We start from the raw sequence: 26,242 nt of genomic DNA, 5'->3' as shown, positions 1-26,242 counted from the left end.
CCCCTACTCCTCCGGGGTGCGCACCAGGACGGCGTCGAGCTCGATCACGCGCAGCGACGCCGGGTCGAAGGAGACCGGGTAGAGGCCGGCGAGCGACCAGCCGGCGCCGGCGTACTCCGCGAGGTGCTCGTCCATCAGCGGCACGTGATCGTAGATCGGCAGGCAGGCCACCTCCGACAGGACGGCCACCACCGGGCCGACCGGGGCGACCAGCGACCCGGCGCCGCGGAACGCCGCGAGGTCGAAACCCTGGGTGTCGAGCTTGAGCAGGACCCGCGCGCCCGGGCCGCCCGGCAGCGAGGACCACACCCCGTCCAGCCGGCGTACGCCGACCCGCTCCTCGCGCGTGCGGGCCATCAACGGCTTCCACGCCCGACCGAACTCCGAGCTCTCGCGCAGCGACCCGAGCTCGGACTCCTCGTCGATCGCGTGCAGCACCGCCTCGCCGTCGGCCTCGGCCAGCGCCCAGGGCAGGACCTCCCACGCCGGGTCGCTCGCGGCCGCGGCCTCCAGCTCGGCCCGGGGGGCGGCCGCCGGCTCGAAGGACACGATGCGCCCGGCGTACCCGCCCTCGCGCAGGCCCCGGCCGAACTGCCCGCGGTTGGCGCCGACGTCGAGGACCAGGTCGACCTCGAGCGCCTCGATCAGCCAGCGCAGGTGGGCGTCGCGGGACTGCTCCGAGAGCATCCGCTGCTGGTGCAGGGGGCTGGTCACCGCTCCGAGCCTGCCACGGGTCGGCTCACGGGGTGCTCGTCGCGCTGGGGTCGGTCGACGGACTGGTCGTGGCCGAGGGGCCCGACGTGGCCGTGCCGTCGGGGGCCGCCGTCGTGGACCCGCCCGTCGGTGAGGCGGTGGCCGTCGCCCCGTCGGTGGACCCCGACGGGCCGCTCCCCGGCGAGGCCGCACCGCTGGGGTCGGTCCCGGGCGCCGCAGTGGCACCGGGCGAGGCCGTGCCGGTCGCGTCGGCGGTCGCGGTGGGGGTGCCCGGCCCCGGGGAGGTGCTGGTCAGCGGCCCCTGGTCCGTGGCGATGATCTCCAGGATCTGCTTCTCGTAGGCCGACAACCGGTCCTGGATCTCCGAGAGCGGCACCTCGGTGATGTGGGCGCCGAAGTCCGCGATCTGGGCCCACAGCGCCTCCAGGGCCTTCATCCCGGGCTGCTTGAGCGGGCCGTCGAGGGTGACGAACAGCTGGGTGGCCAGGGCGTAGGTCAGGCAGTTCACGCAGTCGCTGTTCAGGGCGCCCGACAGGTTCTGGGGCGCGGCGACGTGGTTCTCGCCGGTGACCAGGACGACCTGGAACCCCACCGCGACGGCCCCGCAGCTCGTGCAGCTGGCGAAGGCGTAGGCCTCGTTCTTGTTCAGCGCCGGGGAGTCGTCGTCGATCCAGACCAGCGCGAAGGCCACGTCGTACTGGATGGTGCCGTCGCGGGTGTTGACCGCCAGAGCCTGGTTGTCGCCCTTGCCCGGCCGCAGCGGCCGGTCGAACGGGAAGACCCACGAGCCCGGCGCGTCCGGGCCCGAGGTGGCGGCCCCGCCGGTCGTGGCGCCGCTGCCGTCGTGGTGGGGCACCAGCACGACGGCCAGCTGCGGCTTCTCGCGCGTCGGACGGGCGCCACCGTCGGGCCAGCCGGTGGTGATGGTGCCGCGCGACCCGACCCGCAGCGCGCCGGCGGGCGCGGGACGGGCCGCGGCCACGGCCTGGGTCACCGTGCCGCCCTCGAACGGCATGATCGGGGCGTAGGAGCCCGGACGGGGCCACCAGAGGTAGGTGAGTCCGAGCACCAGCGCGAGCACCAGGGCCAGCGAGGCCCCGCGGCGGGCCGGGCGACCGGCGGTGGCGGTCCAGAGCTTGCGCCCGAGCTGGCGCACCAGGCGCACCAGCACGACGGCGGTGGCCAGCACCGGGAAGACGACCGCGAGCACGGCGACGGCGCGGGCGCCCACGCCGAGGACGTCGGCGTTCCCCCAGGCCTGGCCCAGCATGATCGCCTGACGGCCTGCGCTGACCCAGGCGGTGCCGAGGATCCGCGGGAGCGCCAGCACCATGCACCACAGCGAGAACAGCAGCATCGGGACGACCGCGATCACCCACAGGCTGACCACGGCCCGGGCCCACGGCTTGAGCACCTGCGCCTCAGGCGAGCGCCACCGCCACGGCAGCAGCGAGACCAGCGTCGGGCGGATCCGGTGGAACAGGTCGGGGACACCGGTGACGTCGGCGAGCACGTGGTAGCCGTCGAAGCGGACCACCGGGGTCAGCTGGCGCACCATCTGGAGGATCTGGGTGGCCACGACGAGCAGCAGCGCGTCGTACGACGTCAGCCACCAGACGCCCGCGATCGCCACCGCCACGATGGCGTTGAAGTAGAGCCCGCCGAGATCGGTGACGACCCGCCCCCAGCGCCCGAGCCGGTAGGAGTCGGTGACGTCGGTGAAGAAGGCCGGCCAGACCAGGTAGATCCCGGCACCCATGACACCCGGGGTCGCCCCGCCCCGGCGCGCACCGGCGGCGTGGCCGAACTCGTGGAAGCCGGCCGAGAGCACCGTGACGAGGACGACCAGCAGCAGCAGGCCGGGCCGGTCGAAGGCGTCGTGGGTGGCCGAGGCCAGTCCCTCACGGAAGAAGACCCACCAGCTGACCACGACGAGCGCCACCAGCACGGCCACGACGATCACGGGGTTGAAGAGCAGGGCGAAGGGCGCGGTGATCCGACGGGTGCGCTCGGGGTCGGTGACGGCGTACTTGAACCGCAGGGCGAGCAGCGGGTTGGACCGCCGCACCTCCGGCTGGCTGCCGTCGCCCTTGACCACGAGGCCGGTGGTGCGCAGCTGCTGGTCGACCAGCGTGCGCACGTTGTCGGCCGAGACCGTGCGTCCGAACCGCTCGGTGACGCGCTCGGCGATCTCGGCGTGCGTACGCCGACCGTCGACCGCCTCGAGCACCAGGTGGAGCAGCGCGGTCAGCTGGATCGTCTGCCCGTCCGCGCGACGCGCCAACGCCGGCGGGGTGCGGTAGCCGGACCCCTTCATCTCCCCGATCAGCAGCACGCCGTCAGCGCGCACCGGCACCTCGGGATCGACCACCGCCGCCGTCGATCCCGCCGTCGATCCCGGGGCCGACCCCGCGCCCGACCCCTCACCGGGCGTGGGGCCACCGGCCGAGGCACCCTCGACCACCGTCATCGCCCGGGACTACTGACCGATGTCGGAGGACTGGTTGGACGTCGCGTCCGCCGAACCGGCGACGTCCTGGTTGATGATCGCGTCCTGCTGCGAGACCGCGACCGCGTCGCTGTTGACGCTGCCCACGTTGGCGCCGACCGCGGCGTCGATCGGGGCCGCGACGTTGGCGTTGGCCGCCACCGCACCGTTGATCGGCGCGGCGATGTCGGCGTTGCCGTCGACGTTGACGTTCACGTCGAGCAGGTTGCCCGACAGCGCGCCCTGGGTGTCCAGGCCGCTCGCGGCACCACCGGCAGCGCCGGCCGCACCGTCGACCACGCCCCCGAGGCCACCGGTCGCGCCGCCCACGGCACCCGTCGCGCCGTCGACCGCTCCCCCGACCGCGCCGGTCGCACCGTCCACCGCGCCACCGACCGCACCGGCGTCGGGCGCCGCGACCGTCGGAGCGGCCGCGGCCGCGGCCGCACCCGCGGCGCCGTCGGCACCCGCGCCCGTGACGGTCGTGCTGCCGTCGGCGGTCGGGACCGGGTTCGACCCGTCGTGGGCCTGGTCGATGACGCTGCCCTGGTCGGCGTGGGCCGTGGCGTCGGCCTCGATGCCCTGGTTGATCTCCACGCCCTGGTGCGCCAGCGCCTGGGCGCTGGAGTCGACCGAGAGCACGTTGGCGCCGACGGCCGCGTCGATGGGGGCCGCGACGTTGGCGTTGGCCGCCACGGCGAGGTCGATCGGGGCGGCGGCGTCGATGGCCAGGTTGATGTCGGCGTTGAGGTCGAGGATCGAGACGACCTCCTTGTCGGGGAGGGCCGTCGCGGCCTCCGCCCCGAGCTCCGCCGCCGAGAGTCCTGCCTGACCGTCCTGGCCGTGTGCGTCCACCATGATGAGCTCCCTCGAGATCGTGTCGGTGTCCCGGGCAGCCCCTGTGCGGGTGACCGCGGACGTGCGCCGAGGCCCCCACCGCGGCGTACGGGGTGTACCCCGCCAGGACCGGCGCGAACCCGGCGTCCAGATCTCGGGATCCCGCGCGGAGGCGCAGGTCGACCGCTTCGTACACTCCCCCGGTGGTCACCTCCGAGCGCGTGCTGCGTCCGGAGGTGCAGGCGCTGCGGGCCGCGGCCGTCCTGCTGGTGGTCGGCTTCCACCTCTGGCCGGTCCGCCTGACCGGCGGCTACGTCGGCGTCGACGTCTTCTTCGTGATCTCCGGCTTCCTGATCACCTCGCACCTCCTGCGCGAGGTCGAGCGCGAGGGCCGCGTCTCGTTCGGTCGGTTCTGGGCGCGACGGGCCCGGCGCCTGCTCCCGGCGGCGTACACGGTGCTGGCGGCGGCCGCGGTCGCGACGTACGTCTGGCTCCCGCGGGTCGCCTGGGAGCAGAGCTTCCGCGAGATCATCGCCTCGAGCCTCTACGTGCAGAACTGGCGCCTCGCCGCCGACGCCGTGGACTACCTGGCCGCCGACAACGCGCCCTCGCCGGTCCAGCACTACTGGACCCTCTCGGTCGAGGAGCAGTTCTACCTGGTCTGGCCGGTGCTGCTCGTCCTGACCGTCCTCGTGGCCCGGAGGATGGGGTGGAACCGCCGGGTCGCGGTCGCGGTGGCGCTCTCCGCGGTCACGGCCGCGAGCCTGGCCTACTCGTCGTGGCTGACCGGCGCCAACCCGTCGGCCGCGTACTTCGTCACCCCCACGCGGGTCTGGCAGTTCGGCGCCGGCGCGCTGCTCGCGCTGCACGCCACCCGGAGCGGCGCCGGGTCCACGGGGCCCGGTCGTCTGGACACCGTCCGCGCCCTGCTCTCGTGGGCCGGCGTCGCGGCGCTGCTCTGGTGCGGCTTCGCGTTCACCGCGGCGACGCCGTTCCCGGGGACGGCGGCGCTGGTCCCGGTGCTCGGTGCCCTGGCCGTGATCGCGGCCGGCGCGCCCGGGGGTCGGCTCTCACCCGTCCCGCTGATGTCCCTGCGCCCCGTCCAGTACGTCGGGGACGTGTCGTACGCCGTCTACCTGTGGCACTGGCCGCCGATCGTGCTCCTGCCCTACGTCCTGGGCCACGACCTGCGCACCGTGGACAAGGCCTCGATCCTGCTCGGCACCTTCCTGCTCGCGGCCCTGACCAAGCGGTACGTCGAGGACCCGGTCCGCCTCGGGACCCGGTTCGGCATCCAGCGGCGATCCGTGACCTTCGCCCTCACCGCGCTCGTCGCCGCGGGCCTGGTCGGCGCGTCGGCGCTCGGCACCTCGGCCGCCACGCAGGCCGCCCAGCGGGGCCAGGCCGCCGTCGCCGACCTGTTGAAGCACCCCCCGAGGTGTTTCGGGGCGGCGTCGATGGACCCGCGCAAGCCGTGCCACAACCCGGCGCTGGACGCGGTGCTCGTGCCCGCCCCGGAGGCGCAGTCCGAGCCGGCCAACCCCGAGTGCTTCCCCGAGCCCGCCGACGACCGCCTCAAGACCTGCGACTTCGGCGAGGTCGGCGACCGCTCGGTGCCGCGGGTCGTGCTGATCGGCGACTCCCACGCGCGGGCCCTCCTGCCCGCGCTCAAGGACCTCGCGGCGCGGGGTGACATCTCGGTGACGACGGTCCTGAAGAGCTCCTGCGCCTGGAGCACCCGCCGGCTCGAGGGCCAGGACGCGCTCCGCGAGCGCACCTGCGAGCACTGGCGCTCCGCCCTGGCCACGTGGGTCGACCGCCACGTCACGCGGTCCGACGTCGTCCTGACCAGCGCCTACACGCTGTTCCTCACCGGCACCCGCGAGGAGCGGGTCCAGGGCCTGTCCCAGGCGTGGTCCACGGTGACCCGGCGCGGGATCCCGGTGGTCGCCGTCCGGGACAGCCCGCGCTTCCACCACGACCCCAACCTGTGCCTCGCCCGGCTGTCGAGGGTGACCCCGGACAGCTGCTCGCGGCCCCGGGCCAGGGCGTTCCCGTCGTACGACGCGATCACCCCGGCCGCCGAGCGCACGTCGGGCGTGCACCTGGTGGACCTCACCGACTTCTACTGCACCGCACGCCGGTGCCGTGCGGTCATCGGCGGGGTGAACGCGTTCTACGACCGGAGCCACCTCTCGGTGGCCTTTTCCCGGACGCTGGCTCCCTACCTGTGGCGGGACCTGAGGGCCCTGAAGGTGCTCGGGGGCTCCGGGGGCCACTAGGGCACTCAGGTGACCCCTGCGACCGGCTTGGTTGACCCCCACCACCGCTTGGTTGCGGGCCACCACCGTCGTTGTCCACCCCCTCTAGGCTCCTGGTTCCCCTCCCACCACGCACTGGAGAAGCCCACTCATGGACGTCCCCACCTGGGTCTGGACCGCCACCGTCGTCGGCCTCGTCGCGATGCTGCTCTTCGACTTCGTCTTCCACGTCCGCAAGGCCCACGTGCCCGAGCTGCGCGAGGCGGCCGTGTGGTCGGCCGGGTACGTCGGCATCGCGGTGCTGTTCGGCCTCGGCGTCCTGGTCTTCGGCGGCGGCACGATGGGCGGGGAGTACTTCGCGGGCTACGTCACCGAGAAGGCGCTCAGCGTCGACAACCTCTTCGTGTTCCTGATCATCATGGCCAGCTTCAAGGTGCCGCGCGAGGACCAGCAGAAGGTGCTGCTGTTCGGCATCGTCTTCGCTCTGGTGGCGCGCACGGTGTTCATCTTCGTGGGCGCCGGCCTGATCAACTCCTTCGCCTGGGTCTTCTACCTCTTCGGCCTGATCCTGATCCTGACCGCGGGCAACATGCTCAAGTCGGAGTCTTCCGGCGAGGGCCACGACAGCGAGAACGTCATGGTCAAGCTGGCCCGCAAGCTCGTGCACACCTCCGAGCACTACGACGGCGACAAGCTCTTCACCACCGAGAACGGCAAGCGGGTGCTGACCCCGATGCTGCTGGTGATGGTGGCCATCGGCGGCACCGACATCCTGTTCGCGCTCGACTCGATCCCCGCCATCTTCGGCCTCACGCAGAACACCTTCATCGTGTTCACCGCCAACGCGTTCTCGCTGCTCGGCCTGCGCCAGCTGTTCTTCCTGATCGAGGGTCTGCTGGACCGCCTGATCTACCTCTCCTACGGCCTCGCCGCGATCCTGGGCTTCATCGGCGTGAAGCTGATCCTGCACGCCCTGCACGAGAACAACGTGCCGTTCATCAACGACGGCGAGCACGTGAAGGTGATCGAGATCAGCACCCCGGTCTCGCTCGGCGTGATCATCGGCGTCCTGGTCGTGACGGTGGCGGCCTCGCTGCTGAGCAAGAAGGGGCGCGCCCAGACCGCCATCGGCAACGCCCGGCGCCACGTGCGGGAGTACCTCGACCTCGACTACACCGCCGACACCGCCGAGCGCGAGCGCGTCTACGGCAAGCTCGTCGCCGAGGCCGACCAGATCCGCTCGCTGGGCCCGAAGTACCGCCAGATGGTGCGCGACGAGCCCGGGCTGATGAAGGACGTCGACCGGGCGCGCGAGCAGCACGGCGAGACCGTCTCGGAGTCCTCGGCCCAGCGCCTCTGACAAACCGCCGCCGGGCCGGCCGCCGCCCGGCTCAGGCGCGGTCGAGCAGGCCCAGCCGCTCCAGGACCCGCTCGGTCGCGTGCCCGTCCTCGAGCACGCAGTACTTCTCCCGGAAGGCGGCGTACGCCGAGGCGTGCTCGCGCTCGACGTCGGGCAGCGACCGCAGCGCCTCGACCAGGTCGGGCGTCGACCGCGCGACCGGCCCCGGGGCGTGGGACAGCAGGTCGAAGTAGAAGCCGCGGATCGAGCCGGCGTACTCCTCCAGGTCGTCGGCCAGGAACAGCAGCGGCCGCCCGGTGATCGCGAAGTCGAACATCGTCGAGGAGTAGTCGGTGACCATCACGTCCGCGACGGCGTAGAGCTCGGCGATGTCGGGGTGCAGCGACACGTCGCGCAGCCACGGCCGGTCGCCGAGGTCCCACCGCGAGGTGACCATGTAGTGGGCGCGCACCAGCAGCACCACCTCGTGCTCCGAGTCCTGCCCCAGCGCGGCTCCGAACGCCTCCAGGTCGAGGTGCAGCGGCACCGGCAGCGACTCGTCGTAGCCCTCGGCGTCGCGCCAGGTCGGGGCGTAGAGCACGACGGTGGCGGACTCGGGGATGGCCAGCTCCCGGCGCAGCCGCTCGCGCACCTGGGTCGCGCGCGGCGAGGAGAGCAGGTCGTTGCGGGGCAGGCCCGACTCCAGGACCTCGCCGTCGAAGCCGAAGGCGCTGCGCAGGCGCGTCGTGCTCGCCGGGTTGGGCGAGAGCAGCAGGTCCCACTTCGCGACGTCCTCGTCGAGCTCGTCGAGCAGGCCCTCCGGCGCCCACAGCACGTCGCGGTGGATGCGCTTGAGCGGCGTGCCGTGCCAGGTCTGCAGGAACCGCGCGCCCTCGGGCTTGGTCCACGGCACCCGCACGTGCGAGCTGGCCACGACCAGGTCGGCCCGCTCCAGCGCGGGGCGGGCGTCGGGCCCGTCGATGTCGACCACGTGGGCCGAGTCCGGGAACAGGTGCCGGTGGTCGCGGTGGGCCAGCCAGGTGTGCTCCAGCCCGGGCGTCCCACGCTCGACGAGCGCGTCGTGCAGCGCCCGCGGGCTGTCGCTGTAGCGGCCGTGGAAGCTGTTCCAGACGATCTGCACGGAGACGGGCCTCCAGGAGGAAGTGGGGTGGGGAGCACGGGTGCGGCGGCCGACGGGCCCCGCGGATCGTAGCGAACCACCCGCGCGTCACTTCGACCCGCAGTGGCCGCTCGCGGTATCGCAAATATTGCGATTACCCTCCAAAACGGACACGACGTGTCCATAGTGGGACAGGAGCACGACGGGACCAGCGAGGCACGGAGGACGCCATGGACACCACGTCAGACTCTCGGGGAGTTCAGCACCGCGACGTCTTCGTCCTGTCGGGCGGAGCGGCCCGGGGCGCGGTCCAGGTCGGCATGATGGAGGTCCTGCTGGCGCACGGCATCACGCCGCACGCACTGGTCGGCACCTCCGTCGGCGCCCTCAACGCCGCCTTCGTCGGCGCCCGCCCCGACCTGAGCCGGGTGCGTGAGCTGCGCACCCGCTGGCTGGAGCTCACCACCCGCGACATCTTCCCCGGCGGCACCCTGACCCGCGTGGGCCACCTGCTGCGGCAGCGGCCCTACCTCTTCTCCTCCGCGGCCCTGTCGCGGCTGGTCGAGGACTGGAAGCCCACCGAGCGGCTGGAGGACCTGCCGGTCCCCGTGCGCGTGGTGACCACCCCGCTGGCCGGCGACCACGCGGTCTACCACCGCCACGGCGACCTGGGTCAGCTGCTGCTCGCCTCGGCCGCGGTCCCGGCGGTGTTCTCCCCCGTCACCCTGCCGGCCTCCTGCGGCTTCCCGGGCCCCCACGTGGACGGCGGCGTCGCCGACAACGTCCCGATCCGGGGCGCGGCCGACCTCGCGCCCACCCGCGTCTTCGTGCTGGACGCCAGCGTGCCGCCCCGCCTGCCCCGGGGGCGTACGCCGATCGACGTGCTCGTCGCGAGCATGGGGGTCGCCATGCGGGCGGGCGTCGAGGTCGACCTCGGCCCCGGTGTGGCCGTGCACCGGATGCACACCCCCGACCTGGGCGTGCGGATGACGGACTTCTCGATGACGCGCCAGCACATCGACGACGGACGCGCCGCGGCCGAGGAGCTGCTGGCCGGCCTGCCCGTGGCGGCCCCGGCCCCGACGACCCCGGCGGCCTCCCCGGCACAGCCCAGGCGCGCGGTGGTCCGGCTGTGGGACCGCCGCCAGCGCGTCGCCTGACCCGCGCGGCTCATCCCTCGACCCGCGGACCAGGCTGGGCGGGCGAGAACCTCCCAGACGCATCACGAGGCCCCGCACCGGTCAGGTGGGGGGCCTCGGAGCACGTGGCGTCACGGACGCCGGCGGGCCCGGGGGGAGGCCGACCGACGCGCCCGTGCGCGTCACTGCAGACGACTGGGTCAGTCGCGGGCGGAGCGCTGGGTCGGGATGACGTCGCCCAGGAGCTCCTTGACCTCGGACTCGCGGTAGCGGCGGTGGCCGCCCAGCGTGCGGATGGCGGACAGCTTCCCGGCCTTCGCCCAGCGCGTGACCGTCTTCGGGTCCACGCGGAACATCGCGGCCACCTCGGCCGGGGTCAGGAGTGATTCGGTCTCAGTCGGTCGCGTTACCACGGCGCTCCCCTTAATGCTTGGTTGCGAGCTCTCTGCTCTGTTCCAGAGTCTGCCACCGGGGCCGGGGTGCCGAAACCTGATATGTCCGGATTCCACGAAACCGCCGGGAAACCGCCGATCCGCTCTAGACCAGCCCGAATCCACCCTTGCGCGACTCGCAAATACGTGTATTCGCCACAAGAGCGACTACAACGGACATAGCTCCCTCGGTCATCGCGTGATCCTGGGGTCCGGCTCCGGGCGCGACGAGAAGACCCACGAACGAGCCCGCCGAGCCTGACGGGTGACTCCCCTGAGCCGTACGAACGGCGGCACGGCCCAGAGGAGGCCGGTGTGACGGACGCCGAGACGTCAGTCGCGTGTGGACGACTCGGTGTAGTCGCCCCACTTGTCGTACTCGTCGGGCTCCACGACCTCGTCGCGAGCGGCCGGGGCCGACTCACCACCGTGGAGCTCCTGAGCCAGCGAAGTGAAGTCCGTCTCGTGAGTGCGGTACTTCAGGTCGCGAGCAACCTTGGTCTGCTTTGCCTTTGCACGGCCGCGCCCCATGGGTGGCCCCCTCGCACGTATGGCCGGCGCCGCCAGGGCTGCCGGTCTGAGTTAACTGTTCGTGCCACAACCCTAACCGGCCGTGGGGCATCGGCGCACGTCGGCCCGCCCAGGGACCCCGCACGGCTCGTCGGCGGGCCGTGGTCGCGCCGAGGGAGGGGTGCCCTCAGACGTGGTCGCCGTGCAGCGTGACCCGGCCTCCGGCGCCCTCGGGGGCGACCTCCACCGTGCCGGCCACCCACGCGTGGACACCGTGACGGGCCAGCACCTGGACCGCCGCGTGGGCGTCGTCGGGGGCGGTCAGGGAGACCATCCCGACCCCGCAGTTCAGGGTCGCCTCGAGGGCCTCGCGGGCCACCCCGCCGGTGCGGGCGACCAGGTCGAAGACCGGCGGGAGCGACCACGTGGACCGGTCCAGGTCGGCGGTCAGCTCGACGGGCAGGACCCGCTCGAGGTTGGCGGCCAGGCCACCCCCGGTGATGTGCGACATCGCGTGGGTCTCGGTGTCACGGGCCAGGTCCAGGCACGCCTTGGCGTAGATGCGGGTGGGCTCGAGGAGCTCCTCGCCCAGCGTGCGGCCGAGGTCGTCGACGTGCTCCTCGAGACGACGACCACCCTGCTCGAGCAGCACGTGGCGCACCAGGGAGTAGCCGTTGGAGTGCAGGCCCGACGAGGCCATCGCGATGACGGCGTCGCCGGGACGGACCCGGCCCGGGCCGAGCAGCTGGCTGGCCTCGACCACGCCGGTGGTCGAGCCGGCGACGTCGTACTCGTCGGGGCCCAGCAGGCCCGGGTGCTCCGCGGTCTCGCCGCCGACCAGGGCGCAGCCGGCCAGGACGCAGGCCTCGGCGATGCCCTTGACGATGGCCGCGATCCGCTCCGGGACGACCCGGCCGGTGGCGATGTAGTCGGTGAGGAACAGCGGCTCGGCACCGCAGACGACCAGGTCGTCCACCAGCATCCCGACGAGGTCGAAGCCGATCGTGTCGTGCTTGTCCAGCGCCTGGGCGATGGCGACCTTGGTGCCGACGCCGTCGGCCGAGCTGGCCAGCAGCGGCCGGTCCATCGCCTTGAGCGCGCTGGCGTCGAAGAGACCCGCGAAGCCGCCGATGCCCCCGATCATCTCGGGGCGGCGGGCCTTGTCGACCCACACCTTCATCAGCTCGACCGCGCGGTCGCCGGCCTCGATGGAGACGCCGGCGGACTCGTACGTCGCGCCGCCCGTCGGGGAGTCGGTCATCGTCGGAGCTCCTGGGGTCGGGATCAGGGTCGGTGCAGGGCGTCGGGCGCCCCACCGCCGGTCAGCGAGGTGACCAGGCCGTCGGCGTCGAGCAGGGGCGCCATCTCGAGCAGGTGCTTGCCGAGGTCCTCGGGGTCGGGCAGCTTGACCGGGTAGACGCCGTCGAAGCAGGCGCGGCACAGGTTGTCCTCGGGCACCGTCGTGGCCTCGATCAACCGCTCGAGGGAGATGTAGCCCAGCGAGTCGGCGCCGACCGAGCTGCAGATCTCCTCGGTGGTCAGCCCGTTGGCGATCAGCTCGGCGCGCGTGGCGAAGTCGATGCCGTAGAAGCACGGCCACTTCACCGGCGGGCTGGCGATCCGCACGTGGACCTCGCGGGCGCCGGCCTCCCGGAGCATCCGCACGAGCGCGCGCTGGGTGTTGCCGCGCACGATCGAGTCGTCCACGACGACCAGGCGCTTGCCCTCGATGACGTCGCGCAGCGGGTTGAGCTTGAGCCGGATGCCGAGCTGGCGGATGGTCTGGCTGGGCTGGATGAAGGTGCGTCCGACGTAGGAGTTCTTCACCAGGCCGGTGCCGTAGGGGATCCCGCTGGCCTCGGCGTAGCCGATCGCGGCCGGGGTGCCCGACTCCGGGACCGGGATCACCAGGTCGGCGTCGGCGGGGAAGTCCTCGGCCAGGCGACGGCCGATCTCGACGCGCACGCTGTGGATGCGCTGGCCGGAGATCAGGGTGTCGGGACGGGCCAGGTAGACGAACTCGAACAGGCAGCCCTTGGGCGCGGCCGGGGCGAACCGGCGCGTGCGCAGGCCCTGCTCGTCGACGGCGACCATCTCGCCCGGCTCGATCTCGCGGATGTAGGAGGCGCCGACGATGTCGAGGGCCGCGGTCTCGCTGGCGACGACCCAGCCGCGCTCGAGGCGGCCGAGGACCAGCGGACGGATGCCCTGGGGGTCGCGGGCGGCGTACAGCGTGCCCTCGTCCATCCAGACGAAGGAGTAGGCGCCGCGCAGGCGCGGCAGCAGCTCGGCCGCGCGCTCCTCCAGCGAGGTGTCGGGGTGGTGGGCCAGCAGGGCCGTGACCAGCGAGGTGTCGTTGGTGCTGACCTCGAGCTTGCGGGACTCGAAGCCCAGCTCGGCGTCCTGCGGCAGCGCCGCGACGAGCTCATGGAGCTCGCGGGTGTTGGTCAGGTTGCCGTTGTGCGCGAGCGCGATCGAGCCGTCCTCGGTGGGGCGGAAGGTCGGCTGGGCGTTGTGCCAGGTGCTGGCCCCGGTCGTGGAGTAGCGCGAGTGACCGACCGCGAGGTGACCCTTGAGGGCCTCCAGGGTGGACTCGTCGAAGACCTGGGAGACCAGGCCCATGTCCTTGTAGACCAGGATCTGGCGGCCGTTGCTGACCGCGATGCCGGCCGACTCCTGGCCGCGGTGCTGGAGCGCGTAGAGGCCGAAGTAGGTGAGCTTGGCGACGTCCTCGCCCGGGGCCCAGACCCCGAAGACGCCGCACGCGTCCTGGGGGCCGCGGTCCTGGGGATCGATGTCGTGGTTGAGACGGCCGTCTCCGCGACGGGTTGCGTTGCTGGCCACGACGAGGAGTGTACGGGTGCCCGGGGGCAGGAGGAACCGAGCGCTCAGCGACGACCCAGCAGGTAGGAGAGCACCGCCCCCGACACCGCCGCCGAGACCAGCGCCCCGTCGACGCTGGGCGCGAACAGCACCGGCGCCACGGTGAGCAGGAGCACGTCGAAGCCGCGGGCGGCGCTGCCGTAGAGGTTGGTCGGCACCGCCCCGGCCGGCGTGGAGACCAGCGGCCGGGAGTAGTCCGGCGGCCGCCCCGACACCCAGCGCACCGCCCCGGTCAGCGCGGCCAGCCCGACCGCCAGCCCGAGCAGCGCGGCGGTCGCCGGGTCGACCCGCTCGGCGCGCGCCAGGGCCGGTGCCGCGGCCAGGCCGGCCACGCCGAGCACGGCGGCCGGCACCGCCAGGGCGGCCCGGCGGGCGGTGGAGGCCGGGAACGGCAGCAGGCGCAGCAGGCTCGGCGTGCGGGTGAGCACCCTGAGCCCGGCCAGCAGGGGCAGCCCCGCCACGAACAGGGCCAGCGCGGCAAGCAGGAGGGTGACCCGACCGGCGCCGGCGGCCTGGGCGGCGTACGGCACCACGACGGCGGCCAGGGGCAGGACCACGGTGCGCGGCGTGCGGACCACCCGGACCACGTCGGCCCACACCAGGGCCGCCGGGCCCGAGGGACCGCCGCGACGCGACCGCACCGGCAGGTGGGTGTGCCAGCGGTGGCCGTGGACGACGTCGTAGGCCAGCGCCAGGTCGAGGGTGGCCAGGGCACCCGAGAGCCCAGGGGCCAGCCGACCGCCCGGCGCCACCTGGTGGCGGGCCAGCCGGGGCAGCCGCCGTGCCGCCACCGCGAGGGCCACCACGGCCAGGGCCAGCAGGGCCAGCCCGACGACGACCGCGACGAGCGGGGTGGGGCGCCACGTGACGCGGACGGGCAGGCGCAGGGCCAGCGCGAGCAGGCCCAGCCAGGCGACGGTCGCCGCCGCCCAGGTCGTCGCGGACGCCCAGCCCACGCGACCGGCCCCCGCGCCCTGCGACACCGCGGCCTGGGACACCGCGGCCACGCCGACCCCCACCAGGGTCAGGGCCGCGGACCCCACCGCCAGCACGACCAGCGCGGGGACGGGCAGCCCGCCCAGGGTCGCCGCCGCCAGGACCACGACCAGCACCGCCGCCGCGACCCCGAGCGCCGTGGTCAGCAGCCGGCGCAGCAGCAGGGCGCGACGGTCCACCGGGGCGGCGAGCAGCCACGACGCCACCGCCGGGCTGACGAACACCGGCCCGAAGAGGCGGGCCACGGCCAGCGCGAGGGACAGCGCCGCCGCGGCGGTGAGCCAGGGCAGCAGCGACCGCGCGTCCCGGCACGACCCGGCCGAGCAGGCCGCGTCGGAGACCAGCCGGAGGTTGACCAGCACGCTGAGGATCATCGAGGTCACGACGAGCCCGGCGAAGAGCACGACGTAGGCGTCGCCGACCGCCTCGGCCAGGGTGGTGTCGGCCCGGCCCCGGCGCCAGTGGCGCAGGTCGCGGCGCAGCTCGCGGACCTCGGCGCGCGGGGACGGCCCGGCCGTCCCCTCGGGCCGGGTCATCGGGCGGGTCATCGGGCGGGGCCGTCGGCGGCGGGTGCCGTCGGGCCGTCCCCCAGGTCGAGCACGTGGTCGGCGACGGCCTCGACCAGGCCGGGGTCGTGGCTGGCCAGGAGCACGCCGAGCCCCTGCGCCTTCTCCCGCAGCAGCCGACCGGCCAGCCACTCCAGCCCGGCCGCGTCGAGGCGCTGCTCGGGCTCGTCGAGGACCAGCAACCGCCGGGGTCGCACGAACGCGCTGGCCAGCGCCAGGCGGCGACGCTGGCCCGAGGAGAGCGTCCCCGGGAGCTGGCCGGCCTGGGCGAGCAGCCCGACCTCGGCCAGGACCTCGTCCACCAGGGAGTCCGCCTCGGGCACCCGGTGGGCCTTCGCGAACAGGTCCAGGTGCTCCACGACGCTGAGGTCGGGGAAGAAGTCCAGGTCGTCCATCACCACGGCCATCGCCGACCGCACCCGGGACGAGCGCTCGTCCAGCGGCTCGCCGTCGAGCAGGACGGTGCCCTCGGTGGGGACGTCGACCCCGGTCACGCAGCGCAGGAACGTGGACTTGCCGGCCCCGTTGCGACCGGTCAGCGCGACCGCGGTCCCGGCGTGCAGGTCGAGGTCGACGTGGTCGAGGACCGCGACGTCGGCGAACCGGCGCACGAGGCCACGCACGCGCAGCAGCGGGTCGTCCGAGGCCATCAGCGGCGGCGGTCGGGCCAGAGCTCGGCGCACGCCTCGAGGGCGCGGGCCAGGGTGCGGGGGTCGGCGGCGACGACGAGGCCGGCCGACGTGGACCGGGCGGAGTACGCCGTGCCGTCGCGGTGGGCGGCCGCTCCCCCGGCCTCGGTGAGCATCAGGGTCCCGGGCAGGTGGTCCCACGGGTTGGTGTGGCCGTAGAGCAGGTAGTCGGCGTCGCCCTCGATCAGGTGCGGGTAGTCGACGCCGCAGCAGATCCACGACCCGCGCAGCGTCGGCAGGCCCTCGGGGTCGCGGCCGCGCCGGGACCAGATCGAGGTGGCGCCCTGGGGACGGTCGCCGGCGGGCTCGCGGCGGACGGGCTCGCCGTCACGGCGTACGCCGGCACCACGCTCGGCCACCCACGCGACCCGGTGCGCGGGCTGCCAGATCCAGCCGCGCTCGGTCACGCCGTCGCGGACCTCGGCCACCATCACGGCGTGGTCGGGCGAGCCGTTGACGAAGTTCTTGGTGCCGTCGACGGGGTCGACGGTGAAGGCGTGGTCGGCGTCGCGGAAGCGCTCGAGCAGGCCCTCGTCGTCGGCGTACGCCTCCTCGCCGAGCACGACGGCGTCGGGGTAGGCCTCGACGAGCGCGGCGGTGATCAGCTCCTCGGCCTCGCGGTCGGCCACGGTGACGAGGTCACCGGGGTTCTTCTCCTCGACCTGGGCGTCGGTCAGGCTGCGGAAACGCGGGGTGATCACCTCGGCCGCCACCTGCTGGAGGAGCTCGAGGACCGCCTCGGTGGACAGGCCGCCAGCCACCTCCGCCGCGTCAGCCACGTTCGACCTCCAGGGTCGCGAGACCGGCCAGCAGCAGCGCCTCGGCGACGCACACGCGCTCGAACTCGGCCAGGTGCAGGCCCTCGTTGGCGCCGTGGGCGCGGGTGTCGGGGTCCTCGACGCCGGTGACCAGCACGCTCGCGGCCGGGAAGCTCTCGAGGAACTCGGCGATGAAGGGGATCGAGCCGCCGACCCCCATGTCGATCGGCTCGGTGCCGTCCCAGGCGGCGGCGAAGGCGTTCCGCGCGGCGTCGTACGCCGGCCCGTCGGCCTCGATCGCGGTGGGCTCGCCGGTGTCGACCAGGGCCACGTCGAGGTGGGCGCCGAACGGCACGTGGGCGCGCAGGTGCTCGTCCAGCCGTGCCAGGGCGTTCGCGCTGGTGTCGCCCGGGGCGATCCGCAGCGAGAGCTTGGCCCGGGCGCTGGCGGTCAGGGTGTTGCTGGCGCCGTCGACCTGGGGTGCGTCGATGCCGGTGACGGTCAGAGCCGGCCGGGTCCAAAGGCGCTCGACCGCGCTGCCGACTCCGATCTGCTGGACGCCCTCGGCCAGCCCGGACTCGGCGCGCAGCCGGTCCTCGGGGTAGTCCACGTCGGCGGCAGGACCGCCGTGCAGCCCGGCGACGGCGACGGAGCCGGCCTCGTCGTGCAGCGTGGCCAGCAGCCGGGTCAGCGCCATCAGCGCGTCGGGGACGACGCCGCCCCACATGCCGGAGTGCACGGCGTGGGTCAGGGTGCGGACGGTGACGTCGACGCGCACGAGGCCGCGCAGGCTGGTGGTCAGCGCCGGGACGCCGATGTCCCAGTTGCCGCTGTCGGCGATCACGATCACGTCGGCGCGCAGGTAGTCGCGGTGCTCGGCCAGCAGCGCGGGCAGGGTGTCGGAGCCGACCTCCTCCTCGCCCTCGACGAACATCGTGACGCCGACATCGAGGTCCTCGCCCAGGGCGCGCACGGCGGCCAGGTGGGCGGCGATGCCGGCCTTGTCGTCGGCCGCGCCGCGGGCGTAGAGACGCCCGTCGCGCTCGGTGGGCTCGAAGGGCGGGGAGTCCCACTCGGCGTGGTCGTTCTCGGGCTGCACGTCGTGGTGGGCGTAGAGCAGGACGGTGGGGCGGCCCGCGGGCGCGGGCTTGCGCGCGAGGACCGCGGGTGCGCGGCCGTCCTCGTGGGCACTGACCACGCGGGCGTCGTCGAACCCCTCGGCCAGGAACAGCGCGGCCACGGCCTCGGCGCTGCGCTGCACCTCGGCGGCGCGGGCCGGGTCGGCGCTGACCGACTCGATCCGGACCAGGTCCTCGAGGTCCGCGCGGGTGCGCGGCAGCACGGCGCGCACGCGCGTCCGCAGGCCCTCGACCTGGTCGGCGGACAGCGGTGCGGAGGTCGGCGTGACGGAGTCGGTCGTGGGGTCGGCCATGGGTCCAACCTAGGTCAACGCGCGGTGCCCAGCGGCAGGTGGTCGGAGAGGTCGGCCCGCACCCCCGAGGCGCGCACGCGGCCCCCGGCCACCGCCTCGGACCAGCTCAGCTCCCCGGTCGCGAGCGCGATCCAGGTGGTGGCGTCGAGCTCGATCACCGCGGGCGGGGTGCCGCGGGTGTGACGCACGCCGGGCAGGACCTGGGCGGCGGCGTACGGCGGCACGCGGACCTCCACCGACGCCCCCGGCGCCCGGTCGGACAGGACCGCCAGGAAGTGCTTGACCAGCAGCTTGGTCCCGGCCCGCCCGCGGTCCGGGTCGGCCAGCGCCGCGGCCACCTCGGCGGGGTCGGCGGGGGTCAGGCGGGGCACGTCGCCACGGTAGCCCCGGGGTCCGACCGGGACCTCCCGCGGTCGCCGAGGGGGCCCGTGTGGCGCCCGAGGGGGCTCACCTGGCGGCCGAGGAGGCCCGTGTGGCGGCCGAGGGGGCTCGTCTGGCGGGCGAGGAGGCTCGTCTGGCGGGCGAGGAGGCTCATGTGGCGTCCGAGGAGGCTCACCTGGCGGGCGAGGGGGCTCGTCTGGTCACGGGCGGGTGGGCGGGACGCCGGCGAGTCGGCGTACGACGGCCAGGCCCTCGGGCGTGCCGGGCCAGTGCCGGTCGAGCGCGTCGGGGCCGGCGCGGCGCACGACGGAGCGCAGGACCCAGGCGAGGATCAGCGCGTCGTCGGCGTACCCCGCGACCGGGACGAAGTCCGGGACGAGGTCGACCGGCGAGAGCAGGTAGGCCAGCAGCAGCCCGAGGCGCCAGCGCAGGCCGCGCGGCAGCGTCGGGTCGGCGGCCAGCGCGCGCACCAGCCGGAGCACGTCGGGCAGCAGCCGCAGGGCGTCGCGCAACCGCGTCGGCTCCTCGCTGCGGCGTCCGGCGACGTAGAACGCGGCCACCACGACCACCCACACCAGGAGCAGGCCCGCGAGCACCCCGAGGACCGGCGTCGCCCATCCGGGGAGCGTGAGGAACGGGGCGGTCGGGTGCGGCACGCGGCGAACCTACCGGCCGTACGACGGTCGAGCGGGGCGCCCTGCGCGTAGGCCGAGGCGGCTCGACCGTGGGCTGCCTCCCGTGCCACACCGGGGTCGCCGACCGGGGCCCGGGACGACGCTGGCGTGGCACTCGGCGCCGGGCCTGGCGGCCCTGCTCGGGACGCGAAGGCGCCCCGGCCGCGAGAGCGTGTCTCGCGACCGGGGCGCCGGCCGGTGGTGCGGGTGGGTCAGTTGGCGGGCTTGAACGCGGCGGCGTCGGGGCCCTGGTAGAGGTCGCTCACCGAGGTGGCGCCACCGGGGACCTTGGCGGCCTTGAAGATGTAGCTCTTCAGGCTGGGCGACTTGCCGGTCTCGAACTTCAGCGGGACGGCCAGGCCGCCGGTGCTGATCTCGCCGAGCTCGTCCTTGGCCTTCGAGACGCCCTCGGGGGTGAGGTCCTTGTTCTCGCAGGCCTTGTCCAGGATCTTGTTCATCACCGTGGCCGTCGCGGCACCGAAGACGACACCCAGGGTCGGGTTGCCGGGGTGCTTGGCGGTGTAGGCCTTGAGCAGCGCCTGGTTCTTGTCGAAGGGCGAGATCGGCGAGGAGACGGTCAGGTTCTTCTCCAGGAACGGGCCGGCCGGGCCGTCGAGCAGCGCCGGCGCGAAGACCGGGTTGTTGCCGACGAAGGGCACGTCGAGGCCCTGCGAGGAGGCGACCGAGGCGGCCGACGCGGTCTGCCCAGGGGCGACGGTCAGGGCGACGGCCTTCACGCCGGCCGCCTTGAGCTTGGTGACCTGGGCGGTCATGTCGGTGTCGGTCGACTTGATCTGCGCCTCGACGACGGTCATGCCGTGCTTCTTGGCGAAGTACTTCGACCCCTGGAGGCCGCCCTCGCCGTACTCGCCCTCGAAGTAGATGTGGCCGATCTTGTCGCCCGGCTTGATCTTGCCCTTGGAGAGCAGGTAGTCGAGAGAGTTGATCATCTCGATCTCGTACGTCGCGCCCACGACCGCGTTCTCGGGGTTCTCGGTCAGCGACGCGGCCCAGGCGGCCGGGAAGTTGAGCATCTTGTCGGCCTCGAGCTGCTGGGCGAGCGCGGTGTTGATCGGCGAACCGATCGTCTGGTTGATGGCCAGCACGCTGTCCTTGATCGAGCCGTAGAGCGAGACGCCCTGCTGCACGACGTAGCCGTGGTCCTTGACGTTCATCTTCACCGAGTACTTGCCGCAGACCTTGTGGTCGGCCCAGTACATCGCCTGGGAGTTGGTGATGTCCTTGCCCAGCGCGGCGAAGACGCCGGTCAGGTCGGTCAGCGAGCCCAGGGTGATGGTGTTCCCGCTGACGCCGCGGCCGGTCTTGACGCCGTCGCTGCTGGTCGAGGAGCTGCCACCGCCCTTGGTGCCGCAGCCGGCGGCGGTCAGTGCGGTCACGAGCAGGACCGGGGCCACGATCAGGGGGTTCTTGGCGAATTTCATTGCGGTGTTCTCCTCGGAGAGGGTGCGACGGTGCTGCGGACGGATGAGCTGGTGGTGCGGCGGAGCGGGCGGAGCAGAGGTGGTGCGGGGAACAGTCAGGAGCGTTCGGTCGCGCGGCGGCCGCGACGGGTCACCAGGCCGGCGAGGCGGCGGCCCAGCCCGGCCAGGCCCTCGGGCTCGAAGAGCACGACCAGGACGACCGCGAGGCCGTAGAGGAAGGCGGCGGCCTGGCTGGCCACGATCCCCGGCGAACCGGGCTCGGCGACCAGGGGCAGCTGCCCGGCGTACTGCTGGAAGACCAGGGGCAGGGCGCTGACGAACGCCGCGCCGACGGCGGCGCCCCAGACCGAGCCGAGGCCGCCGAGCACGATCATCGCGAGGTACTGCACCGAGAGCACCAGGCTGAAGCTCTCGGGGGCGACCGCGCCGATCGAGAGGGCGTAGAGCACGCCCGAGAGGCCGCCGTACATCGAGGAGACCAGGAAGACCCGGGCCTTGTAGCCCTGCACGTCGACCCCCATGACCGCGGCGGCGACCTCGCTGTCGCGCAGCGTCTGGAGGGCGCGACCGGGGCGGCTGCGGACCAGGTTGCGGGCGAACCAGATGGCGGCCACCGCGAGCACGATGCCGAGGTACCAGAGCCGCTCGGCCGCCCCGAAGGGCACGTTGAGGATCGTCAGCTCGGGGGTGTCGGACCCGAAGGAGAAGCCCAGGATCGAGAACTCCGGGGTCACCCGGCCGTTGAACCCGCCGGTGACGCTCTGCCAGGTGTTCAGCACGTGCTGGCCGATGAAGACCAGGCCGAGCGAGGCGACACCGAGGTAGATGCCGCGCAGGCGGGCCGCGATCGGGCTGAAGATCAGCCCGCACAGGCCGGCGACCAGCACGCCCATCACCATCGCCACCACCGGGGGCAGGCCGAGGCCGTCGACCTTGGTGGCGGTGCCGCCGGGCTCGCCGGCGGCGTAGACGTAGGTGATCGCGCCGACGGCGAGGAAGAAGGCGTGGGCCAGGGACAGCTGCCCGGTCGTGCCGACCAGCAGGTTGAGCCCGACGGCGCCGATGATCGCGCCGGCGACCGCGAAGCCGGTGCGCAGCCAGAACTCGTCGACGTACAGCGGCAGCACCATGAGCACGACCAGGAGCGCGACGACCACCAGGGCCAGGGCGATCCGGGCGCCACGGCTGCGGCGCGGTGCGGCGGCGGCGACGGACGGCTGGGGGGCCCCGGGCGACTCGGGGGTCTCGTGGGCGGGGTGGGTGGCGGTGGCTGGGTCAGACACGGGTCATCTCCCGGGTGCCGAAGAGGCCGGACGGTCGGACGAGCAGGACGAGCACCATCACGACGTACGGGACGACGTCGCCGAAGCCCCGGCCCATGAACGCGATCTGGTCCTGGTAGCCGGCCGCGAGCGACTCCGCCAGGCCGACGACCAACCCACCGACGACAGCGCCGCCGGTGGAGTCCAGGCCGCCGAGGATGGCCGCGGGAAAGGCGCGCAGGGCGACCGCCGCGACGCCGGGGGTGACGCCCGGGGTGGGGGCGCCGGTGAGGAAGATGCCGGCGACGGCGGCGAGCACGCCGGCCACCAGCCAGGCGATCATCGAGACCCGGCCGAGCCGGATCCCCATCAGGGCCGCGGCCTCGGTGTCCTCGGCCGAGGCCCGCATGGCCACGCCCCAGCCGCTGAACTTGAAGGCCGCGAAGAACAGGCCCATCAGGACCACGGCGACCAGCACCGCCAGCGCGCGGTTGGTGGTGATGCCGATCCCGGCGGCGCTCAGCGTGTGGCCGCCCCAGGGCTGCTCGACGTTGAGGATGTCCGAGCCGATCCGACGGGTGAGCTCGGTGAGCATGATGATGTCGACGCCGATGGTCAGGATGGCGAGGCTGATCACCGGGGCCCCGCGGAGCTTGCGGATCAGCAGGCGCTCCACCAGCAGGGCCACCACGACCGTGCCGGCGATGCCGAGGAGGACCGCGGTCCAGAAGCCGATCGCCTGGTCGTAGCGCGCCACGAGGTAGGCCCCCAGCAGGATCAGCGACCCGTGCATGAAGCTGACCACCTCGCTGGCCTTGAAGATGATCACGAAGCCGAGCGCGATGAGTGCGTAGACCGCACCCAGGCTCACCCCGTTGATCAGCAGGGACAGGAACTGGGTCATGACCGGTTCTCCTCCGGGTGGGCGGTGCCGGGGTGGCCGGGCTCGGTGTGGGCGGCGGCGGGCTCGACCTCGTCGCCCGAGCCGAGGTAGGCGCGGATGACCTCGGGGTCCTCCTGCACCTGGGCCGGGGTGCCGTCGGCGATCCGGCGACCGAAGTCCAGGACCGTGACGTGGTCGGCGATGCTCATCACCATCCCCATGTCGTGCTCGACCAGGACCACCGAGATGCCGAGCGCGGACCGGATCTCCAGGACGGCGGCGGCCATCCGGTCGGTCTCCTCGGCGTTCATGCCGGCCACGGGCTCGTCGAGCAGGAGCAGCCGCGGCTCGGTGCACAGCGCCCGGGCGACCTCGACGCGCTTCTGGTCGCCGTACGACAGCACGCCGACGGGGGTGTGCAGCAGGTCGCCGAGGTCGAGGAACGTGGCGATCTCGCGGATGCGCTCGCCGTGCTTCCTCCCCTCGCGGGTCGCCCGCGGCAGCCGCAGGCCCGAGCTCAGGAAGCCCGCCTTGGTCAACGAGTGGCGGCCCAGCATGAGGTTCTCGGCCACCGACTGACCCGCGGAGAGCGCGATGTTCTGGAAGGCGCGGGCGACGCCCAGGCGGGCGATCTGGTGGGGGCGCATCCCCGTGAGGGTGGTGTCCCCCAGCCGGACGTCGCCCGAGGTGGCGGTGTAGACGCCCGAGAGGACGTTGAACATCGTGGACTTGCCGGCGCCGTTGGGGCCGATCACCGCGTGCACCGTGCCGGGCTCGACGGTGAAGGACACCCCCTGGAGGGCCTTGACCGCGCCGAAGGTCACGCTGACGTCGCGCACCTCGAGCGTGGGGACCTCGGGGTCCCGGGACCGCTCCTGGTCGCGCGTCTCCTGCTGGGCGCTCATCCCTGCCACCTCGACAGCGTCTTGTGGGTCGTACGCCGAGGGGTCGACGCCCCGGTCGGCTCGTCGTCCTGCCCGAGGTAGAGCCGCTGGACCTCGCCGCTGCGGGCCAGCTCGTCGGCCGGGCCGCTCAGCGAGACCTCCCCGACGTCGAGGACGAAGGCCTGGTCGGCGACGTCGAGGGCCATGGTGGCGTTCTGCTCGACGAGCAGCACCGAGATCCCCTGGCGGTGGATCTCGCGGACCACCTCGCCGATCTGGCCGATGATCCGGGGCGCGAGACCCAGCGAGGGCTCGTCGAGCAGCAGCAGCGTGGGCTGCGACATCAGACCGCGCCCGATGGCCAGCATCTGCTGCTCGCCGCCGCTGAGGAGCCCGGCGCGCTGGTGCTTGCGCTCGCCGAGCACCGGGAACAGCTCGTTGACGCGGGCGTGGGCCTTCGCGACCCCGGCCTTGTCCTTGCTGGAGAGCCCCCCGGCGCGGAGGTTCTCCTCGACGGTGAGGCGGCTGAAGATGCGGCGCCCCTCGGGCACCTGCACCAGGCCGGCGCCCACGCAGGTCGCGGGGTCGGCCTTGGTCAGGTCGCGGCCGCGGAACCGGATCGAGCCCGACTCGACGCGACCCTTGTGCAGCCGGAGCGTCTGGGAGAGCGTGCGCAGCAGCGTGGTCTTGCCGGCGCCGTTGCTGCCCAGCACCGCGACGACGCTGTTCTCGGCCACCTCGAGCGAGACGCCGCGCAGCGCGCGCACGCCGCCGTAGGTCACGTCGAGGCGGTCCACGACCAGGAGCGGGGTGCCGCTGCCCGCCGGGCCGGCTCCGTCACCCCCGCCGCGCTCGTCGTCCCGCACGTCGTCGCGACGCGCGTCGTCCGCCTGCTCTGCCATCCGTCTCCTACCGCCGGTCGTGTGACCCCCATCACGCATTCGGCACACCGTAGCGGCATGAAGCGGGCATGACACTGTCGCCCACGCCCACAATGCGTGGTCGTAGATGTGTCAACCACACACGGCTGGTGTCCGACCGGTCCTACCAGACCCCTCCAGACGGGTGGTGCGGGCATGGCCCGACCGGGCCAGGCCCGCGGCGCGACCGAGGGGACCTGCCCAGGTCAGGACCGCGACCAGCACCGCGACCAGGGCAGCCGGCAACGGCTCACCGCCCCTGCGGACGGGCCGGCCGGGCGGTCAGGCCGCGCGGCGCTCGACGACGCGCTGGAGGGCGAGGGCGAGGAGCGCGAGGACGGCGACGGAGGCGCCGTACGCCAGCACCGTCGCGTGCAGGCCCACGCTGGTGGTGGCCACCCCGGCGACGACGGCGGGGAGGCTGAAGGCCAGGTAGGACACCACGAAGGCCGCCGCGAACAGCTCGCCGCGCTCGTCGGGACCCGCGATGCGCGCCAGCGTCCCGAACGTCGCGAGGCCGGCCGCGCCGAACCCCACGCCCGAGATCAGCGTCCCGACCAGCGTCGGCCAGACCGAGGCCTGCTCGACCCCGACCAGGCTGACGACCATGCCCAGGGCGAGCAGCACGGTGGCCGCGCGGACCAGGCGCGCGGGGGGCTGGCTGCGCACGACCAGGGACGTGATCGCCCCGGTCCCGCAGAGCGCCGCCACGACGAAGCCGCCGACGAGGTGGTCGGTGAGCCCGAGCAGCCCGGCCGCCACCGAGGGGCCCAGGGAGAGGTAGAGGCCGCCCACGGCCCAGCTGGCCACCATCACCGGCGCCAGCGCGATGAAGTCGGCGCGCAGGTGGGAGGCGACGCGGACGCGGGGACGCAGCGAGGCCACGGCCCCGGCGCGGCGGGTCGAGGTCTCCGGGGACGCGGCGACGAGCACGCCCGCGAGCAGCGCCCCCACCAGCAGCAGCAGGTAGACCAGGTGGGTCGGCGCCGGGGCGAACTGCACCAGCGCGCCGCACACCACCGACCCCAGGGCGAGCCCGACGACCGGCGCCACGCTGGTCACCAGACCGGCGCGGCCGGGGGCGTGCTCGGGGGCGAGGTCGACCAGCATCGCCCCGAGGGTGGTCATCGCCGCCCCGGTGGCCACGCCCTGGAGCAGGCGGGCGAGCGCGAGCACGCCGACGTCAGGGGCCACCAGGAACAGCACCAGCGCGACCACCTCGAGCGCCACCGCGGCCCCCAGGACCGGCCGGCGACCGACGTGGTCCGAGAGCGCACCCACGACCAGCAGGGACCCCAGCAGGCCGAAGACGTAGACCGCGAAGACGCCGGTCAGCACCGACGGCGAGAAGCCCCACTCCTGCTGGTAGACGACGTAGAGCGGGGACGGCGCGGCCGACGCGGCCAGGAACAGCACGAGCACGAGCGTCATCGCCCCGAACGCCGCCGGGTGCGCCAGGACGCGACCGCGCCCGGGACCGGGGGCGGGCGCCGGCGAGGCGACGACCTGGTCGGCGGTGGTCCGGCTCATCGACGCCTCCTCGGGCTCTCGGGTCAGGGCGTGCGCCGCGCGGGCACACCCCGTCCCAAGGACCTCCCGGGGTGATCCATTCCCCCGGGGGTCCCGACAAGCC

The 26,242-nt window shown here is 73.8% G+C and carries 23 protein-coding genes; 3 read left to right on the top strand and 20 right to left on the bottom strand.

What is annotated here, in order from left to right:
* Positions 1–3 precede the first annotated feature (3 nt).
* Genes ACYVDA_RS10905 through ACYVDA_RS10895 form a run of 3 tightly spaced genes read right to left on the bottom strand, consistent with a single transcriptional unit; the run spans position 4 to position 4,060 of the window.
* On the bottom strand, positions 4–714 hold the full coding sequence (locus tag ACYVDA_RS10905; RefSeq protein ID WP_460818271.1) for an FkbM family methyltransferase: 711 nt from the start codon (positions 712–714) through the stop codon (positions 4–6).
* Between the two features lie 25 nt (positions 715–739).
* Positions 740–3,184, bottom strand: coding sequence for a hypothetical protein (locus tag ACYVDA_RS10900; RefSeq protein WP_460818267.1), 2,445 nt, complete (start codon positions 3,182–3,184; stop codon positions 740–742).
* A 9-nt stretch (positions 3,185–3,193) separates the two neighbouring features.
* Positions 3,194–4,060: a hypothetical protein gene (locus tag ACYVDA_RS10895; protein ID WP_460818263.1), complete on the bottom strand. Its 867-nt coding sequence runs from the start codon at positions 4,058–4,060 to the stop codon at positions 3,194–3,196.
* A 182-nt stretch (positions 4,061–4,242) separates the two neighbouring features.
* Between ACYVDA_RS10895 and ACYVDA_RS10890 the strand changes: the two genes are divergently transcribed.
* Together ACYVDA_RS10890 and ACYVDA_RS10885 are read left to right on the top strand one after the other, a co-directional pair.
* Positions 4,243–6,321 (top strand): acyltransferase family protein, encoded by a 2,079-nt coding sequence (locus tag ACYVDA_RS10890; protein WP_460818261.1) that lies wholly within the window; start codon positions 4,243–4,245, stop codon positions 6,319–6,321.
* A 130-nt stretch (positions 6,322–6,451) separates the two neighbouring features.
* Complete coding sequence (locus ACYVDA_RS10885) at positions 6,452–7,660, top strand: TerC family protein (RefSeq protein WP_460818259.1); 1,209 nt, start codon at positions 6,452–6,454, stop codon at positions 7,658–7,660.
* 31 nt (positions 7,661–7,691) lie between these two features.
* Here the strand turns inward: ACYVDA_RS10885 and ACYVDA_RS10880 are convergent, their stop codons facing one another.
* Entirely contained in the window at positions 7,692–8,780 is a 1,089-nt protein-coding gene (locus ACYVDA_RS10880) for a CDP-glycerol glycerophosphotransferase family protein (RefSeq protein ID WP_460818258.1), read from the bottom strand.
* A gap of 209 nt (positions 8,781–8,989) precedes the next feature.
* On the opposite strand from ACYVDA_RS10880, the gene ACYVDA_RS10875 reads away from it, so the two are divergent.
* Positions 8,990–9,919: a patatin-like phospholipase family protein gene (locus ACYVDA_RS10875; RefSeq protein ID WP_460818256.1), complete on the top strand. Its 930-nt coding sequence runs from the start codon at positions 8,990–8,992 to the stop codon at positions 9,917–9,919.
* Between the two features lie 179 nt (positions 9,920–10,098).
* Here ACYVDA_RS10875 and ACYVDA_RS10870 read toward each other — a convergent pair whose 3' ends face one another.
* The 16 genes from ACYVDA_RS10870 to ACYVDA_RS10795 form a co-directional block, all read right to left on the bottom strand.
* The gene (locus tag ACYVDA_RS10870) at positions 10,099–10,311 is read right to left on the bottom strand and encodes a BldC family transcriptional regulator (RefSeq protein WP_297607256.1); all 213 of its coding nucleotides are present in this window, start codon (positions 10,309–10,311) and stop codon (positions 10,099–10,101) included.
* Positions 10,312–10,662: 351 nt separating this feature from the next.
* A complete protein-coding gene (locus ACYVDA_RS10865; RefSeq protein WP_460818252.1) occupies positions 10,663–10,860 on the bottom strand; it encodes a DUF3073 domain-containing protein in 198 nt (65 codons plus the stop codon).
* A 166-nt stretch (positions 10,861–11,026) separates the two neighbouring features.
* Positions 11,027–12,100, bottom strand: a complete 1,074-nt coding sequence (gene purM / locus ACYVDA_RS10860) for a phosphoribosylformylglycinamidine cyclo-ligase (protein WP_460818250.1) — start codon at positions 12,098–12,100, stop codon at positions 11,027–11,029.
* A 23-nt stretch (positions 12,101–12,123) separates the two neighbouring features.
* Positions 12,124–13,683 (bottom strand): amidophosphoribosyltransferase, encoded by a 1,560-nt coding sequence (gene purF, locus ACYVDA_RS10855; RefSeq protein WP_460818248.1) that lies wholly within the window; start codon positions 13,681–13,683, stop codon positions 12,124–12,126.
* A gap of 44 nt (positions 13,684–13,727) precedes the next feature.
* Positions 13,728–15,254: a DUF6297 family protein gene (locus ACYVDA_RS10850; protein WP_460818245.1), complete on the bottom strand. Its 1,527-nt coding sequence runs from the start codon at positions 15,252–15,254 to the stop codon at positions 13,728–13,730.
* A gap of 8 nt (positions 15,255–15,262) precedes the next feature.
* Positions 15,263–15,934 (bottom strand): ABC transporter ATP-binding protein, encoded by a 672-nt coding sequence (locus ACYVDA_RS10845; RefSeq protein ID WP_460818720.1) that lies wholly within the window; start codon positions 15,932–15,934, stop codon positions 15,263–15,265.
* On the bottom strand, positions 15,934–16,752 hold the full coding sequence (locus ACYVDA_RS10840; protein WP_460818244.1) for an inositol monophosphatase family protein: 819 nt from the start codon (positions 16,750–16,752) through the stop codon (positions 15,934–15,936). The genes ACYVDA_RS10845 and ACYVDA_RS10840 overlap by 1 nt, the downstream gene beginning before the upstream one ends.
* Positions 16,745–18,163 carry a M20/M25/M40 family metallo-hydrolase gene (locus ACYVDA_RS10835; RefSeq protein WP_460818242.1) on the bottom strand — a complete coding sequence of 473 codons (1,419 nt, stop codon included), beginning with the start codon at positions 18,161–18,163 and terminating at the stop codon, positions 16,745–16,747. The genes ACYVDA_RS10840 and ACYVDA_RS10835 overlap by 8 nt, the downstream gene beginning before the upstream one ends.
* Before the next feature lie 14 nt (positions 18,164–18,177).
* Positions 18,178–18,534, bottom strand: coding sequence for a sterol carrier family protein (locus ACYVDA_RS10830; protein ID WP_460818240.1), 357 nt, complete (start codon positions 18,532–18,534; stop codon positions 18,178–18,180).
* 210 nt (positions 18,535–18,744) lie between these two features.
* Entirely contained in the window at positions 18,745–19,200 is a 456-nt protein-coding gene (locus ACYVDA_RS10825) for a YkvA family protein (protein ID WP_460818238.1), read from the bottom strand.
* Positions 19,201–19,430: 230 nt separating this feature from the next.
* Entirely contained in the window at positions 19,431–20,660 is a 1,230-nt protein-coding gene (locus ACYVDA_RS10820; RefSeq protein WP_460818235.1) for an ABC transporter substrate-binding protein, read from the bottom strand.
* A 95-nt stretch (positions 20,661–20,755) separates the two neighbouring features.
* Positions 20,756–21,943: a branched-chain amino acid ABC transporter permease gene (locus tag ACYVDA_RS10815; RefSeq protein WP_460818233.1), complete on the bottom strand. Its 1,188-nt coding sequence runs from the start codon at positions 21,941–21,943 to the stop codon at positions 20,756–20,758.
* Entirely contained in the window at positions 21,936–22,826 is an 891-nt protein-coding gene (locus ACYVDA_RS10810; protein ID WP_460818230.1) for a branched-chain amino acid ABC transporter permease, read from the bottom strand. Before ACYVDA_RS10810 ends, ACYVDA_RS10815 begins: the two co-directional genes overlap by 8 nt.
* Positions 22,823–23,710: an ABC transporter ATP-binding protein gene (locus ACYVDA_RS10805; protein WP_460818227.1), complete on the bottom strand. Its 888-nt coding sequence runs from the start codon at positions 23,708–23,710 to the stop codon at positions 22,823–22,825. Before ACYVDA_RS10805 ends, ACYVDA_RS10810 begins: the two co-directional genes overlap by 4 nt.
* On the bottom strand, positions 23,707–24,591 hold the full coding sequence (locus ACYVDA_RS10800) for an ABC transporter ATP-binding protein (protein ID WP_460818224.1): 885 nt from the start codon (positions 24,589–24,591) through the stop codon (positions 23,707–23,709). Before ACYVDA_RS10800 ends, ACYVDA_RS10805 begins: the two co-directional genes overlap by 4 nt.
* Before the next feature lie 300 nt (positions 24,592–24,891).
* The gene (locus tag ACYVDA_RS10795) at positions 24,892–26,139 is read right to left on the bottom strand and encodes an MFS transporter (RefSeq protein ID WP_460818221.1); all 1,248 of its coding nucleotides are present in this window, start codon (positions 26,137–26,139) and stop codon (positions 24,892–24,894) included.
* Positions 26,140–26,242: the final 103 nt, after the last annotated feature.

Source organism: Nocardioides korecus (assembly GCF_054778395.1).
The sequence above is the reverse complement of the archived record's forward strand: the minus strand, read 5'-3'. Positions and strand labels throughout refer to the sequence as shown.

Coding starts and splice junctions, on each gene's coding strand:
- ACYVDA_RS10900 (WP_460818267.1), bottom strand. CDS start 3,184: ATGACGGTGGTCGAGGGTGCCTCGGCCGGTGGCCCCACGCCCGGTGAG.
- ACYVDA_RS10895 (WP_460818263.1), bottom strand. CDS start 4,060: ATGGTGGACGCACACGGCCAGGACGGTCAGGCAGGACTCTCGGCGGCG.
- ACYVDA_RS10885 (WP_460818259.1), top strand. CDS start 6,452: ATGGACGTCCCCACCTGGGTCTGGACCGCCACCGTCGTCGGCCTCGTC.
- ACYVDA_RS10875 (WP_460818256.1), top strand. CDS start 8,990: ATGGACACCACGTCAGACTCTCGGGGAGTTCAGCACCGCGACGTCTTC.
- ACYVDA_RS10865 (WP_460818252.1), bottom strand. CDS start 10,860: ATGGGGCGCGGCCGTGCAAAGGCAAAGCAGACCAAGGTTGCTCGCGAC.
- purM (WP_460818250.1), bottom strand. CDS start 12,100: ATGACCGACTCCCCGACGGGCGGCGCGACGTACGAGTCCGCCGGCGTC.
- ACYVDA_RS10850 (WP_460818245.1), bottom strand. CDS start 15,254: ATGACCCGGCCCGAGGGGACGGCCGGGCCGTCCCCGCGCGCCGAGGTC.
- ACYVDA_RS10845 (WP_460818720.1), bottom strand. CDS start 15,934: ATGGCCTCGGACGACCCGCTGCTGCGCGTGCGTGGCCTCGTGCGCCGG.
- ACYVDA_RS10835 (WP_460818242.1), bottom strand. CDS start 18,163: ATGGCCGACCCCACGACCGACTCCGTCACGCCGACCTCCGCACCGCTG.
- ACYVDA_RS10820 (WP_460818235.1), bottom strand. CDS start 20,660: ATGAAATTCGCCAAGAACCCCCTGATCGTGGCCCCGGTCCTGCTCGTG.
- ACYVDA_RS10810 (WP_460818230.1), bottom strand. CDS start 22,826: ATGACCCAGTTCCTGTCCCTGCTGATCAACGGGGTGAGCCTGGGTGCG.
- ACYVDA_RS10805 (WP_460818227.1), bottom strand. CDS start 23,710: ATGAGCGCCCAGCAGGAGACGCGCGACCAGGAGCGGTCCCGGGACCCC.
- ACYVDA_RS10800 (WP_460818224.1), bottom strand. CDS start 24,591: ATGGCAGAGCAGGCGGACGACGCGCGTCGCGACGACGTGCGGGACGAC.
- ACYVDA_RS10795 (WP_460818221.1), bottom strand. CDS start 26,139: ATGAGCCGGACCACCGCCGACCAGGTCGTCGCCTCGCCGGCGCCCGCC.